Origin of the sequence: Microbacterium sp. Gd 4-13, from assembly GCF_003095395.1 — a bacterium.
GTDB lineage: Bacteria > Actinomycetota > Actinomycetes > Actinomycetales > Microbacteriaceae > Microbacterium.
The window spans coordinates 237,423-249,827 of record NZ_QEIJ01000003.1 but is presented as its reverse complement, the minus strand read 5'-3'; the positions used below and the strand labels follow the sequence as shown (position 1 = coordinate 249,827).

Genomic DNA, 12,405 nt, shown 5'->3' with positions numbered 1-12,405 from the left:
TCAAGGTCGACTCTGCAACATTGCGACCAAGCGATAAGGCACAGGCGCCGAGAGGTAAAGGTTAGAGATGACGACGTTGCCTGACTGGCTTACTACTCTTATTGCAGTCGTGCCCGCGTTGGCGTTCGTCATCGCTTCGTTTTCGTTGTTCGTTGCGATCAGCAGCCGCAACACGGCGAGAAGATCGCTCGGAATCGCACAACGCGCGGAAGCGAGGGGCCGGCCGGATGTAGACATATATCTCGTTCAAGCACGTCAACAAACCGCCGCCGGCGGGTATGCCTTGGTCCTCCACGTGCAGATCATCAATCTCTCGCACAACCCCATCTGGATTCGACGCGCAGCTCTCTGGGTGGAGTATTCGGTGGGGGAGGCTCCTATGCTCACCGAAATCGCCGCCGGTGCCGTCGACCACAAGCTCGGAGATGCGGTCACCCTGCCGCTCGAGTTGAAGCCTCGGCAGGTGAGCGAGGGATGGCTCACCTTTGCGGTGTCGAACGACCGTACCGGTGGGCAGCCCGTGCGCCGTCAGGGGCTCAGGTTGACGGACACGGATAACAAAGAGTGGGTCCTGGATGACATCAAGGGGGGCCTCTGATGTCCCGCGGTCGGAAAGTGCGGGTGGAGCCGGGTCGGAGTGTCCGCATCGTGGGCGACGGAATGGTGATGAGGGCTGACGCTTTCGGCGGTGCCCCCGTACCCGTTCTGGTGTTGGACTGCACACCATTTCCGGATATCCGAGAGGCCATTCGGGTTGCGGAGTACGAGCCCGACGGGGACGTTAAATCCGTCTGGGGCACGGGCGGTGGCCGCGTCGGGCTGCTGATTGAGTTGATACGACCCGCCCCCACCTCGTTCCTCATCGACTTCGACCTGGCCACGCAAGGCATCCTCCCTGAGCTGGCCATGGGAACTGGCCTCATTGAAATCAAGGCCGGTCATCCTCAGTCCACTTTCAAATCGACGTTCAAGGAGTCGGGAATGTACGTCGAGGTGCCGTCACGCGAGGACTTCACTCCGTGGCCGGCAGTCTTTGTGAAAGCGCTGATGGAACAAGCAAGGCGCGGGGGCGCGAAGACCGTGGATGCGCGTCGTGCGGCAGAAAAGACGTACGAGTACATCTCTTCCGTGGCAAACGCGCGGATGCGGGGCGGGACAGAGTCGCCCTCTGAGGCTGTCCACTGATGGGAGACGCGCAACCCGTGTGCCCCTGCCCCGATGCGCACCGCCGACTCATGGATATGCACGAGGACATACATCGGGCGAGTGAGGCTTACTTCGATGGCGACGAGTTTCGACGGTACCTGAATGCCGCGATACAGAACTCCCGTAGCGTGAGCTTCCTCGTGCAGAAGCGCAAGAGTCGCTGGTCGAACTTCGCTGAGTGGTACGACGCCTGGTCGACCGAGGCAGCGGCAAACCACGTCATGCGGTGGGGCGTCCGGTCACGAAATCGCATCGTCAAGGAGGAAGACCTCAAGACGCTGAGCGTCGCGGAGCTGACCTACTACGGCACCCGGCACCAAGAGGGGGAAGACATCATCCTCGTGCCTCCTTACATTGCACCCGAGCACATCCTCGACGTCTTCTCTGATCTCATCGAGAGGGACAAGCCCCGGGGAGGGGGCGCTATCCGCGTCACCCGAAAGTGGATAGACGACCAACTTCCTGAGTATGAGCTCATCGACGCACTCCGGGAGCTGTACGCCGGGGTGGAAGCGCTTGTTCGCGAGGCGCATGTGCGAGCTGGAAGTACGAGATGCGCCGTGCCCACCTTCACTCGACCGTGTGTCACGTCAGACCTCGAATCCTCACTGCGATGCCTGCCGCCGGGACCGATTTCGGCGAGCATCGACCTGAAAACAGGGAAGGTCTACGAGGTTCACCGGAGGTTCATACCTCGCGACGACGCCGCGATGCCCGGACTGGCAGCGAAATACGGGCTGCGCCAGTCGTTTGGTCACGGCCCCGTCGAAGACATTGATCAGCGGCTACTCATGGCCAAGACGTTCCTCGAAAACGACGGCTTCGTTGGCACGGGGATGTACTTCTACCAGGGGCATGAGGTCGCAAGAATCGTCCCTTTCGCTCTTAGCTCGCAGCACCCGGATGAGCTCGCCATCGTGCACACGCTCGAAACGGTAGGAGCGACTCCGTTCGACGGCGTGATGTTCGCGAGCGAGTCATGGGTGAACGTCGCGGGCGACGCTGGCGAGCACGACTCAACGATGATTGCCAGCCCGTTCTACGATCCCGATCCGCGGGGCGGTCGCGGCGAAGCGATAACGATCTACGGGTTTTCCCGTCAAGGGAACACCCGCTCTCTGGTCGTCAGGTTCCATCGAAACCAGACCCCGATTGCGTACGAGACACTTGTGGACTCCACCGATGCGCGGCTTGTTCCTAGGATGCTCATCGACCCGGTGTGGCGACATTGGGCGTCCGGCGCCCACAACAGTTGAGGGGTTACTTGTCAAGGAAACAGACCCCGCTGCGGCACGGTGGCCGGCAGGCAATCTAGGAACGGCGAAACGGCACAGTCTCCTCGCGGCCCGCCCGGTGAGGCGTTTCAGACTGTGCCAACTTCTGTGAAGTATCCGGCGGCGCGGTGCGGGCGCGACTTCAGTGACTGCATGCGCCAAGTAGGGCGATCAGCGCCAGGTGTGTCGACGCCGCACACGGGTGAGTCACGAAGGGGCGGATGCTGCGGCATCCGCCCCTTTCTGCGTTGCGGGGTCATCCGGCGCGGCGCGCCCGGCGACACTCACTGCTCGTCTCTTTTGGCGAGCAGGATCAGCTCGGCGCGAGAGACGGCGCCGGCCTTGCGCAGCAGATTCGAGACGTGGAACTTCACCGTGTTCTCGCTGATGTCGAGCTGCTCGGCGATCGAACGGTTGCGGGCCCCGGTGACGAGGAGGCGCAGAACGTCGCGTTCGCGGGCAGACAGGGGCATCGAGTCCGGCAGCAGGTCGGGCATCGCGGGCGGGTCGAGCGGGAGGCGGATGTCGAGGGTCGATCCCCATCCCGCCGTCGACGACACGCGCACGTCGCCGTCGAGGGCGATGACGCGTTCCGAGATCGGACGCAGCGAGTCGTCGTGTGCGGTCAGTTCCCCGCGCCCGTCGTCGCGGACGCTGATGAGAAGGTTCAGCCCGTCGCAGTCCCACTGGATTCGAACACGGCGCGCCTCGCCGGCATCGACGAACGCGAGCACGGCGCTGCGCACGATGGCGCGGGCGGCGTGGGCGACCTCGCCGGGAAGCGCACGCCCCGTCATGGGTGGTTCGACGAACTGCACGTCGAGGTCGCCGTGCCGTACCAGGGGGCGCAGGTCGTTCCGTAGCCGTGCGAAAGCTCCCACCACGGGTTCGAGCCGTGTGTCTCGCCGTTCGTCGGTCTCCATGCGGATGCCCACGAGAGCGCTCGCGGCCACGTCGATCGCGAGAGTGCGCGCGGCCCTGTCGTCCAAGCGATCCGCGCGCAGGATGGCCAGGATCGACTCGAGTGTGACGGCGTGACGGTCGGCCTGCTCGGCCATGTTGCGCGCGTGCTCGATCTGCGCCTGGCGCACGGCGAGCGAAGGGATCGCGTCGCTCGCCGCATGAGGCCCGGGGGTGGAGTCCATGAGCCGACTATACGGAAGTCGAGCACTACTCTTCCGGGTAGGTGAGACCGTCCGAACGCGTCGTATGCGCGGGAGCCGTGACCTCGCAGCATGGAGTCATGACCGATTCGGATGCTGCGTACGAGGCCTCTGTGGCGATGGTGCGGACGGAGACGAGTGGCGTCCTCGAGCGCATCGTGTCAGCGGATCCCCCCGGAGGGTCGCTCGACGACCTCGCGGCCCTGGTCGCGGGCGCTGACCGCGTGTTCGTCCTCGGCGCGGGACGCTCCGGTCTGGCCTTGCGGATGACCGCGATGCGGCTGATGCATCTCGGTCTCGTCGTTCACGTCGTGGGCGATGTCACGACACCTGCTCTGGGCGCCGGCGACGTGCTGCTCACCGCGAGCGGGTCGGGCACGACGGCAGGGGTCGTCCGGGCGGCGGAGATGGCGGTCGAGGCCGGCGCCGAGGTCGGAGCCCTCACCACCGCCGGCGATTCGCCCCTGGCCGCCCTCTCGCGCGCCGTCGTGGTCGTGCCGGCCGCGCAGAAGCTCGACCGCACCGGTCAGTCCTCGGCCCAGTACGCGGGAAGCCTGTTCGAGCAGCTCGTCGTGCTGCTCGGCGACGCCCTCTTCGACGTGCTCTGGCGTCGCTCCGGTAAGAGCGCCGACGAGCTCTGGCCCCGCCACGCGAACATCGAATAGACCCGACTCCTCCCACCCGAACGACACGAAAGAGACACGATGAAACTGCAGTTCGCTATGGACACGCTCACCACCGAGGCCGCCCTCGAGCTCGCCGCCCAGGCCGCGCCTCACGTCGACATCCTGGAACTCGGTACGCCTCTGATCAAGAGCGCCGGGCTCTCGGCGGTCACCGCCATCAAGGCGGCCCACCCCGACAAGATCGTCTTCGCCGACCTGAAGACCATGGATGCCGGTGAGCTCGAGGCCGACATCGCCTTCACCGCCGGCGCCGACCTGGTCACGGTTCTCGGCTCTGCCGGCGACAGCACCATCGCCGGCGCGGTCAAGGCCGCGAAGAAGCACAACAAGGGCGTCGTGGTCGACCTCATCGGGGTCGCCGACAAGCCGGCACGGGCGAAAGAGGTCGTCGCCCTCGGCGCCGAGTTCGTCGAGATGCACGCGGGTCTCGACGAGCAGGCCGAGGAAGGCTTCACGTTCTCCACGCTCCTCGACGACGGGCGCGCCTCGGGCGTTCCCTTCTCCGTCGCCGGCGGCATCAACGCGTCGACCATCGCCGCGGTGCAGGCGTCCGGTGCACAGGTGGCTGTGGCCGGCGGTGCGATCTACGGCGCAGACGACGTCGGGGCAGCGGCTGCAGAACTGCGTGCCGCTATCGTCTGACGCGCACCGGCGAAGTCGGTAGTCGAGATCCCTCAGGGGGTCGGTGCGTCTCCGGCCGAACCTTCGGTGACGGTGGGCACGGCCGGGATGGTGACCCAGGCCGTGCCCGCCGTCGTCTCACCGAGAAGGCCATCGGCGACCGGGGGATCGGCCAGGCGTTCGGTGTCGTTGAGCGGACCCAACGGTTCCGAGGGGAGGCCCGCCCACTCGGTCGGGTCTTCCGGTTTCGATGCGAACAGTCCCATGACCCCATTGTGCGCCTCGCGCTCGCGGAGGCGCTGATCGGACACCGTCTCATCGGAGGCGCGAGCGGTTGACACCTCGTGATGGTCGTGATGCGCTGGAGGCATGGACGTCGGCTGGGGAATGCTCTGCGCGATCGCGGGCGCGGTGCTCTACACCGCGTCCTTCCTTGTCGCGTCGCGGGCCAATCGGGGCAGCAGGATGTCGTGGTGGACGAATCCGCCCCGGAACACGGCGTGGTCGCTCGCCGGTCGTACGCTCGGAGCCGGACTCACCGTGTGGGGTGTGTTCTGGACCTCGACGCTGTTCGGCCCGATCGGGTCGGCTCTGATCGTCGCGCTGGTGATGTTCGTGCCCATGTTCGTCATCATCGGCGTGCACAACCGCCGAGTTGCGGCGCAGGATCAGGACGCCGCGAGCTCCGCGCGCACGTAGGCCACCAGGGCGTTGGCGTGACCGTGGCCGAGGCCGCGCTCCGTCTTCAGCCCGGTGACGACCTCCATGTGGGTCTTCCCTGCGTCGAGCTGCTCGACGATGAGATCGAGCCACTCCTGGATCGGCGTGCCGTAGGTCTTCTCGATGCTCGGGAAGTACGACGCCGGGCCCTTCGGCTTGTCGCCGGGGGAGAGGACGGGGGCGCTCACGCGGCTGCTCATGCGCTCAGCGTAGAACCGTCGGGTCCGTGCGCGCAGCATCCTGCGCCCGCCGACGCTGATCTCTCGACGGTGGGGGCATCGGCAGGTGCCGGCGGCCCGGCTTTCCTAGGCTGGAAGCTCGCCGACCCGACGAGGAGAGACGTGTTCCGCACGCCGCTGACCCTTTTCCGCACGCTCGCGATCGCCGAGATGATCTCGTGGACGCTCCTCATCGGGGGACTGATCCTGCGGGCACTGTTCGAGTGGAGCCTCGCCGTGACCATCGGCGGGGGTATTCACGGGTTCGTCTTCCTCGCGTACGGTGCCACCGCGATCATCGTCGCCGTGCACCAGCGGTGGAGCGTCGGGGTCGGGGCGCTCGCCGTCGCGAGCGCGGTCGTTCCCTATGCGACGCTGCCGATGGAGCTGTGGCTCAGCCGCACGGGCCGTCTCGCCGGAACCTGGCGGCTCGAAGAGACGGATGATGCGCGGGACCGGCGGCCGGTCGACCGCGCGCTGCGCTTCTTCCTGCGCCGGGCGTGGCTGTTCGTCGGCCTGCTCGTGGTCGTCGTCGTGGTCGCGTACGTCGTGCTGCTGGTGGTGGGTCCGCCCGGTCGCTGATCGTTCGTCGGAGCATCGCACCGTCGTTGGAGCATCGCGGCTCGATCCTCCGACGAAACGCCGGATCTCCGACGCTCGTTCGCGCAGATCGTCGGCTCAGCGCCGCGCGTTGGCCGACGCCGCCGCGGCGGCGACATCGCGCAGCACCGGGGGCACGTCGTCCGATGGCACGACGGCCTGGATGAGGGTGAGCCCGGAGGCGGTGCGCGCATCGGCGAGAGCGGCGGTCAGCTCGGCGACCGTCGAGGCCTTCACTCCGACGGCGGTTCCCGTCGGGTCGAGGGCGGCGAGGAGCGCCGTCCAGTCCCACCGGGCGATGTCGTTGTACTCCTCGTGCAGGCCGTGGATGACCCGCTCGACGGTGTACCCGTCGTTGTCGACGACGACGATCACCGCGGGAATCCGGTGGCGCAGCAGCGTTCCCAGCTCGGCGATCGTCAGCTGGGCGGCCCCGTCGCCGATGAGAAGCACCGGGCGGCGTTCCGGGCGGGCGAGGGCGGCGCCCAGGAGTGCGGGGAGGGTGAAGCCGATCGCGGCCCACAGCGGCTGCCCGCCGAAGACCACCCCGTGCGGCAGGCGGTGCCCCGCCATGCCGTAGAACGACGTGCCCTGGTCGGCGAGCACCGTGTCGCCGTCGCGGAGGAAGCCGGTGACCTCCCGCCACAGCGCGGTCTGCGACAGGGCACCCTCGTTCGGCCCGGAGGTGTCGGGGTGGGATGCGGCGACCGCAGCACCCGCGCGCAAGCGCCCCCCGGTGGCGGCCAGCACGTCGGCGACGACGTCGAGCGCATCGCCCATCGCGAGGGGCCGGAAGTCGTCGTCGCCGATCCGCGCGTGCTCACCACGGATCTCGATGCTGCGAGACGCATCCAGGTGCTGCGAGAAGAAGCCGCTCGTGAGGTCGGTGAACTGCACCCCCGCCATGATCAGCAGATCGGCCTGCTCGATGCCCTCGCGCACCGCCGATGAGCTGGCAGCACCGACGTACGACCCGAGGTAGGCGGGCGCCGCCTCGTCGACGACGCGACGGCCCCACAAGAGCGTCGCGTGGGGGATGCCCTCGTCGAGCACCCGGTGCAGCTGCGCCTCGACGTCGAGGCGCGAGACGAGGATGTCGGCGAGCGCCGAGACGGTGGAGGCTGCCGCGACGCGCCCCTCGACCTCGGCGCGGAAACGGGCGAGGACGCCGGGGTCGGTGACTCCCGGATGCTGCGGCAGAGGTGCCGCGGGAGGCGACGCCGGGTGCTCGGCGACGTCGGCGGGGATCACGAGGTACCCCGGGAGGCGTCGCTCGAGCACCGCGGTGATCACGCGGTCGATCTCGTCGGTCGTCGTCTCGGGCGACAGGACGGCCTGCGCCGCCGTCACCTCGGCCGTCATGCGCGCGAAGTGGCCGAAGTCGCCGTCGCCGAGCGTGTGATGGGTGGCGCGGCCCGCGGCCTGGACGGCCGTCGTGGGTGCTCCGACGACGTGGAGCACGGGAACGTGCTCGGCGTAGCTGCCCGCGACCGCTCCGATCGCCGACAGCTCTCCGACGCCGAACGTGGTGCTCAGGGCGCCGAGGCCGCCCAGACGGGCGTAGCCGTCGGCCGCGTAGCCGGCACCCAGTTCATTGGCGCAGCCGACCCACTCGATGCTCGGGTGCGCCTCGACGTGATCGAGGAACGCGAGGGTGAAGTCGCCGGGGACACCGAACAGGTGTCTGACACCAGCATCCGCCAACCGATCGAGGAGGTGATCGGCGACGGTGTATGTCATCGGTGCGAGGCGCTGCCGCTGAAGTGGAAGGGGATCGCCAGAGACGCCGCGACGCAGAGGATGCCGACGATGAACACCAGCGCCTGGATCGGCACGATCGAGAACGAGATGCCGATCAGGAAGATTCCGCCGAGCAACAGGATCAGAGCGATGACGTACATGTGTGGTTGCCTCCTCAGGCCAGGCTACCTTGCGACGGGCCTTCGCCGAAGCCGATGGGGTGACGCATCCTCGTCACGATCCGGTGACCCGATCGACACCTCCGAGGGCCAGGATGGGTAGCGTGACGACGTTCCCGCTCATCCCGACCGGGGCACCGCGCCCCGCGCCGGTCCCGCACAAGAAGAAGATGCGCGGCGGCGATCGGCTGTCGGCGACGCTGATGCTGGTGGGCGTCGCGATCGCGATGGTGTGGGCCAACCTGCCCGGCGAGACGTACCACCAGTTCTGGGACCTTCCGCTGGGCGCCTCGTTCGGCGACGCGTCGTGGACGTTCAGCCTCCACGCTCTCGTGAACGAGGGCTTCATGACGCTGTTCTTCTTCCTCGTCGGTCTGGAAGTCAAGCGCGAGCTCACCGTCGGCGAGCTCACCGACCGGTCGCGAGCGGTCGTGCCGATCGCGGCGGCCGTGGCGGGGCTCGTCCTCCCCGCGGGGATCTTCCTCCTCTTCAACCTCGCCGACGGCGAGTTCGACGCGTGGGGCGTGGTGATCTCGACCGACACCGCCTTCCTCCTCGGAGCCCTCGCCCTCATCGGGCCGAAGTTCTCGTCGCGACTGCGGACGTTCCTGCTCACCCTCGCCGTCGTCGACGACATCGGTGCGCTCCTGGTCATCGGGCTCTTCTACAACAGCGGCCTCAACCCGGTGCCCTTCGTGATCGCCCTGGTGCTGATGGTGCTCATCGCCCTCGTGAGGTTCTTGCCGGTCGGGCGCGGTTTCGCCTACGGCGTGCTGGGCGCGGCGCTCTTCGTCGTGGTGTACCTGGCCGGCGTGCACCCCACGCTCGCGGGCGTCGCGGTGGCGTTGCTCATCCCCGTCTTCCCGCCGCGGCGCAACGATGTCGAGCGATCGGTCGAACTCACCAGGGCGTTCCGCGAATCGCCCAACCCCGCGTACGCGGCGGCGGTCACGCGGAGCCTGCGCGAATCGATCTCGATCAACGAGCGCATCGACACGGGCCTGCGTCCCTACGTCTCGTTCGCGATCCTCCCCGTCTTCGCCCTCGCCAACGCCGGGGTGCACATCGACGGCGACACGCTGCGCGACGCGCTCGTCTCGCCCGTCGCGTGGGGCATCGTCGCCGGTCTCGTACTCGGGAAGTTCCTCGGCATCACTCTCGCCACGTGGCTGGTCGGCGTCGTCGGCCGCGGCCAGCTCGCCCCCGGTCTCAGCCTCCACCGCGTCGCCGGTGGTGCCGCGCTCTCGGGGATCGGCTTCACGATCTCGCTCTTCCTCGTGCCGATCGCCATCAGTGATCCCCACACGCAGGATCTCGCGCGCGTGGCCGTTCTCGCCGCATCCGTCATCGCGTTCTTCCTGGGGTGGGCGATCCTCACGGTCGGCGACCGCATCAGCCCTCCGCACCCGGTCGGTTTCACGCTCGCGCGCCCGGTCGACCCGCAGCGCGACCACATCAAGGGCTCGATGGACGCGCCGTACGAGATCGTCGAGTACGGCGATTTCGAGTGCCCGTTCTGCAGTCGCGCGACCGGATCGGTGGATGCTGTGCGTGAGCGCTTCGGCGACGACATCCGCTGGGTGTGGCGTCACCTGCCGCTCGACCAGCCCCACCCGCACGCGCAGGAGGCGGCCCAGGCGGCGGAGGCCGCAGCGATGCAGGGGCGGTTCTTCGAGATGGCGGGCAAGCTCTTCGCGCACCAGAAGAACCTCGAGCGGGACGACCTGTTCCGCTACGCCGAGATGCTCGGGCTCGACCCCGACCGGTTCGCCGACGACTTCGTCTCGCCGAAGGTCGCCCATCACATCCAGGACGACCGGCTCGACGCCGAGATCATGGATCTGAACACCACGCCGACGTTCTTCCTCAACGGTCGGCGGCACATCGGCCCCTACGACTCGGCGACCCTGATCCGGGGGCTCGAGAACAGCCCCCCGATGCCCGCGAAGACGCCCGCCGTCTGAGAGTCCGCGACACCCGGATGCTGCGGCGCGTCCGCCCGGGTGTCTTGGACTCTCAGCGGGTGGAGCGCGGCGCGTCGGCGAGCAGCGAGGTCGCCAGCATCGTCGACCCGGCGACGGCGGCGGGCATGACGGCCACCGCCCCCAGCGGCACGAGGAAGCAGAGCTGCGTCGCGACGCCGAACCCGAGTGCCTGGCCGCGCCGCGCACGCAGCAGGCGGCGGCGCTGGGCGCGGTCGACGCCGCGGGCGGTGAGGGCGCGCGAGGTGAGCTCGTCGGTCAGCAGCCAGCCGGTGAGCACGACGCCGAGCACGGCACCCACCGCGCCGCCGACCACGGGCACGAGGCCGACCAGCGCGGTCAGAAGTGCCACGCCGATGCCGCGGGCGATGAGCCAGACGGTGTCGACGAGGGCGCGCGCGAAGCCGTAGCGCACGTCGGGCACCTCGCCGAGCTCCTCCTCGACCGACCGCCAGATGCGGTCGTAGAAGGGTTCGCCGATCAGGAGCGTGAGGGCGGTGAACGACACGACGGCGATCACCAGTGCGGCGCCGAGGGTGGCCGCCCCCGCCGCGAAGCGCACGACCGAGACCCAGATCTCGGGCCACCCGTCGGTGAAGGGCGTGACGGCGGTCGCGATGCCGGGGAGGAACACGGCGAGGGTGATCACCCCGGCCAGCAGCACGAGCCCCACGATGAGAGCGGGCACGAGACCCGCCGCCATCACTCCGGGACGACGACGCCACCAGCCGAATCCGCGCGCGAGCATGCCCACGCCCGCACCGAACTGCTTCACATCCACAGCCTAGGACGCCGGGTACCGGCGCCCGGATGCGGCGGGCTGGTGCGCCCTCTCGCCGGGCTGCCGTGTCAGCGGTCGTAGGCCGAGGCGCTTCGCACCGAGGCCATCACGGTGAACTTGCTGTTGCGGGCGATCTGGCGGGTGGGCCCGACGACCCGCTCGAGGGCCGGGCGGTAGAGGAGAGCGGAGTTCCAGACGGTCCACAGCTCGCCGCCCGGGCGGAGCACGCGGGCGGCGTCGGCGAAGAGCCGCGCGGCGACCCCCTCGTAGACGGCCGCGCCCACGTGGAAGGGCGGATTCAGCGCGATGAACGACACGCTCGCGTCGTCGAGCAGCGAGAGAAGATCGTCGCGTTCGACGCGAACGAGGTCGCTCACCCCGTTCGCCGCGGCCGTCGCGCGGGCCGACGCGACAGCGGCGGCCGACTGGTCGGAGGCGTACGCGTGCAGTCCCTGCCGGGCGAACGTCGCCGCGACCACGCCCGTGCCGCACGCCATGTCGACCACCGGGTCGTCGGCGGTGCCCCCGCCCGCTACGCGCCCCGAGAGGTTGTCGAGCAGGAACCGCGTGCCGATGTCGACGGAGGTGCCCGCGAACACCCCGCCGTACGCGCACACGACGAGGCCGTCGTGGGTGGCGCTCCGGGGCTCGGGATCGTGCCCGTCCTTCGGGCCGCGCGCGACGAGCACGCGCGACTTCTGGCGGGCGTGGGTGACGTCGACCACGTCGAAGTGGCGACGCAGCACGTCGTTCATGGCGACGGTCATGTGCTTGATGCGTCCACCGGCGAAGACGGTGACACCGCGGGAGGCGTGGCGCGCGATGAGCGCTGCGACGTCGTCGAGCTCGTCGAGCGACCTCGGCAGCCGCAGCAGCACGACCTCGGCGTCGCGCACGAGGTCGGCGTCGAACGGCAGCGACGAGAAGGCGTCGTCGTCGACCGCGAGCCGCTCGGCGTTCGCGGCGAGGGCGCGTTCACCGGTCAGCGGGTCTTGGTGCACGCGGATGCGGCGCGCTCCCTCGGCGGCGGAGGCGAGGGTGAGGGCGCCGTGGGTGTCGCCGATGACGACGAGGGCGCCGTCGTCGAGGGCCGCCCGTGCGCCGGCCGACTCGTCGAGGAGGAGGCGGTCGGCAGCATCCGCCGCGAGGAGCTCGGGCGCCTCGACATCGGGCCAGCGGCGAAGGGTGTCGAAGGGGAAGGTCATCCTCGCCACGGTAGTCGGCCCGCCGGCAGA

Annotated in this window: 15 protein-coding genes; 8 read left to right on the top strand and 7 right to left on the bottom strand. The window is 68.8% G+C overall.

The genetic code is table 11. The features are described from left to right. Positions 1 to 67 precede the first annotated feature (67 nt). The 3 genes from DEA06_RS08285 to DEA06_RS08275 are packed head-to-tail and all read left to right on the top strand — an operon-like array spanning position 68 to position 2,462. Entirely contained in the window at positions 68 to 598 is a 531-nt protein-coding gene (locus tag DEA06_RS08285) for a hypothetical protein (protein ID WP_116647509.1), read from the top strand. A gap of 50 nt (positions 599 to 648) precedes the next feature. Next, positions 649 to 1,185: a hypothetical protein gene (locus tag DEA06_RS08280; protein WP_133241722.1), complete on the top strand. Its 537-nt coding sequence runs from the start codon at positions 649 to 651 to the stop codon at positions 1,183 to 1,185. 50 nt (positions 1,186 to 1,235) lie between these two features. Beyond that, positions 1,236 to 2,462: a hypothetical protein gene (locus DEA06_RS08275; RefSeq protein ID WP_133241721.1), complete on the top strand. Its 1,227-nt coding sequence runs from the start codon at positions 1,236 to 1,238 to the stop codon at positions 2,460 to 2,462. A gap of 302 nt (positions 2,463 to 2,764) precedes the next feature. Here the strand turns inward: DEA06_RS08275 and DEA06_RS08270 are convergent, their stop codons facing one another. Next, positions 2,765 to 3,625 carry a LuxR C-terminal-related transcriptional regulator gene (locus DEA06_RS08270; protein ID WP_116647506.1) on the bottom strand — a complete coding sequence of 287 codons (861 nt, stop codon included), beginning with the start codon at positions 3,623 to 3,625 and terminating at the stop codon, positions 2,765 to 2,767. 98 nt (positions 3,626 to 3,723) lie between these two features. Here DEA06_RS08270 and hxlB point away from each other — a divergent pair, with 98 nt between their 5' ends. Continuing rightward, positions 3,724 to 4,308 carry a 6-phospho-3-hexuloisomerase gene (gene hxlB / locus DEA06_RS08265; protein ID WP_240606869.1) on the top strand — a complete coding sequence of 195 codons (585 nt, stop codon included), beginning with the start codon at positions 3,724 to 3,726 and terminating at the stop codon, positions 4,306 to 4,308. 39 nt (positions 4,309 to 4,347) lie between these two features. Then, a complete protein-coding gene (hxlA, locus tag DEA06_RS08260) occupies positions 4,348 to 4,971 on the top strand; it encodes a 3-hexulose-6-phosphate synthase (protein WP_116647505.1) in 624 nt (207 codons plus the stop codon). A 32-nt stretch (positions 4,972 to 5,003) separates the two neighbouring features. On the opposite strand, the gene DEA06_RS08255 is transcribed toward hxlA, so the two are convergent. Next, on the bottom strand, positions 5,004 to 5,216 hold the full coding sequence (locus DEA06_RS08255; RefSeq protein ID WP_133241720.1) for a hypothetical protein: 213 nt from the start codon (positions 5,214 to 5,216) through the stop codon (positions 5,004 to 5,006). 103 nt (positions 5,217 to 5,319) lie between these two features. Here DEA06_RS08255 and DEA06_RS08250 point away from each other — a divergent pair, with 103 nt between their 5' ends. Beyond that, the gene (locus DEA06_RS08250; protein ID WP_116647503.1) at positions 5,320 to 5,649 is read left to right on the top strand and encodes a hypothetical protein; all 330 of its coding nucleotides are present in this window, start codon (positions 5,320 to 5,322) and stop codon (positions 5,647 to 5,649) included. On the opposite strand, the gene DEA06_RS08245 is transcribed toward DEA06_RS08250, so the two are convergent. After that, complete coding sequence (locus tag DEA06_RS08245) at positions 5,619 to 5,870, bottom strand: DUF4287 domain-containing protein (RefSeq protein WP_116647648.1); 252 nt, start codon at positions 5,868 to 5,870, stop codon at positions 5,619 to 5,621. The two genes, DEA06_RS08250 and DEA06_RS08245, sit on opposite strands and share 31 nt — an antisense overlap. Before the next feature lie 141 nt (positions 5,871 to 6,011). On the opposite strand from DEA06_RS08245, the gene DEA06_RS08240 reads away from it, so the two are divergent. Next, entirely contained in the window at positions 6,012 to 6,470 is a 459-nt protein-coding gene (locus tag DEA06_RS08240) for a DUF3817 domain-containing protein (RefSeq protein ID WP_116647502.1), read from the top strand. A 96-nt stretch (positions 6,471 to 6,566) separates the two neighbouring features. Here the strand turns inward: DEA06_RS08240 and DEA06_RS08235 are convergent, their stop codons facing one another. Both DEA06_RS08235 and DEA06_RS16540 read right to left on the bottom strand, forming a co-directional pair. Next, complete coding sequence (locus DEA06_RS08235) at positions 6,567 to 8,228, bottom strand: thiamine pyrophosphate-binding protein (RefSeq protein ID WP_116647501.1); 1,662 nt, start codon at positions 8,226 to 8,228, stop codon at positions 6,567 to 6,569. Then, positions 8,225 to 8,389, bottom strand: coding sequence for a hypothetical protein (locus DEA06_RS16540; RefSeq protein WP_165817956.1), 165 nt, complete (start codon positions 8,387 to 8,389; stop codon positions 8,225 to 8,227). Before DEA06_RS16540 ends, DEA06_RS08235 begins: the two co-directional genes overlap by 4 nt. Before the next feature lie 122 nt (positions 8,390 to 8,511). Here DEA06_RS16540 and nhaA point away from each other — a divergent pair, with 122 nt between their 5' ends. Then, positions 8,512 to 10,371 (top strand): Na+/H+ antiporter NhaA, encoded by a 1,860-nt coding sequence (gene nhaA, locus DEA06_RS08230; RefSeq protein ID WP_240606868.1) that lies wholly within the window; start codon positions 8,512 to 8,514, stop codon positions 10,369 to 10,371. A 52-nt stretch (positions 10,372 to 10,423) separates the two neighbouring features. Here the strand turns inward: nhaA and DEA06_RS08225 are convergent, their stop codons facing one another. Together DEA06_RS08225 and DEA06_RS08220 are read right to left on the bottom strand one after the other, a co-directional pair. Further along, positions 10,424 to 11,164 (bottom strand): EI24 domain-containing protein, encoded by a 741-nt coding sequence (locus DEA06_RS08225; RefSeq protein ID WP_240606867.1) that lies wholly within the window; start codon positions 11,162 to 11,164, stop codon positions 10,424 to 10,426. Positions 11,165 to 11,238: 74 nt separating this feature from the next. Next, on the bottom strand, positions 11,239 to 12,375 hold the full coding sequence (locus tag DEA06_RS08220) for a methyltransferase (protein WP_116647500.1): 1,137 nt from the start codon (positions 12,373 to 12,375) through the stop codon (positions 11,239 to 11,241). Positions 12,376 to 12,405: the final 30 nt, after the last annotated feature.

Coding starts and splice junctions, on each gene's coding strand:
- DEA06_RS08285 (WP_116647509.1), top strand. CDS start 68: ATGACGACGTTGCCTGACTGGCTTACTACTCTTATTGCAGTCGTGCCC.
- DEA06_RS08250 (WP_116647503.1), top strand. CDS start 5,320: ATGGACGTCGGCTGGGGAATGCTCTGCGCGATCGCGGGCGCGGTGCTC.
- DEA06_RS08255 (WP_133241720.1), bottom strand. CDS start 5,216: ATGGGACTGTTCGCATCGAAACCGGAAGACCCGACCGAGTGGGCGGGC.
- DEA06_RS08270 (WP_116647506.1), bottom strand. CDS start 3,625: ATGGACTCCACCCCCGGGCCTCATGCGGCGAGCGACGCGATCCCTTCG.
- DEA06_RS16540 (WP_165817956.1), bottom strand. CDS start 8,389: ATGTACGTCATCGCTCTGATCCTGTTGCTCGGCGGAATCTTCCTGATC.
- DEA06_RS08245 (WP_116647648.1), bottom strand. CDS start 5,870: ATGAGCAGCCGCGTGAGCGCCCCCGTCCTCTCCCCCGGCGACAAGCCG.
- DEA06_RS08220 (WP_116647500.1), bottom strand. CDS start 12,375: ATGACCTTCCCCTTCGACACCCTTCGCCGCTGGCCCGATGTCGAGGCG.
- hxlB (WP_240606869.1), top strand. CDS start 3,724: ATGACCGATTCGGATGCTGCGTACGAGGCCTCTGTGGCGATGGTGCGG.
- DEA06_RS08275 (WP_133241721.1), top strand. CDS start 1,236: ATGGATATGCACGAGGACATACATCGGGCGAGTGAGGCTTACTTCGAT.
- hxlA (WP_116647505.1), top strand. CDS start 4,348: ATGAAACTGCAGTTCGCTATGGACACGCTCACCACCGAGGCCGCCCTC.
- DEA06_RS08235 (WP_116647501.1), bottom strand. CDS start 8,228: ATGACATACACCGTCGCCGATCACCTCCTCGATCGGTTGGCGGATGCT.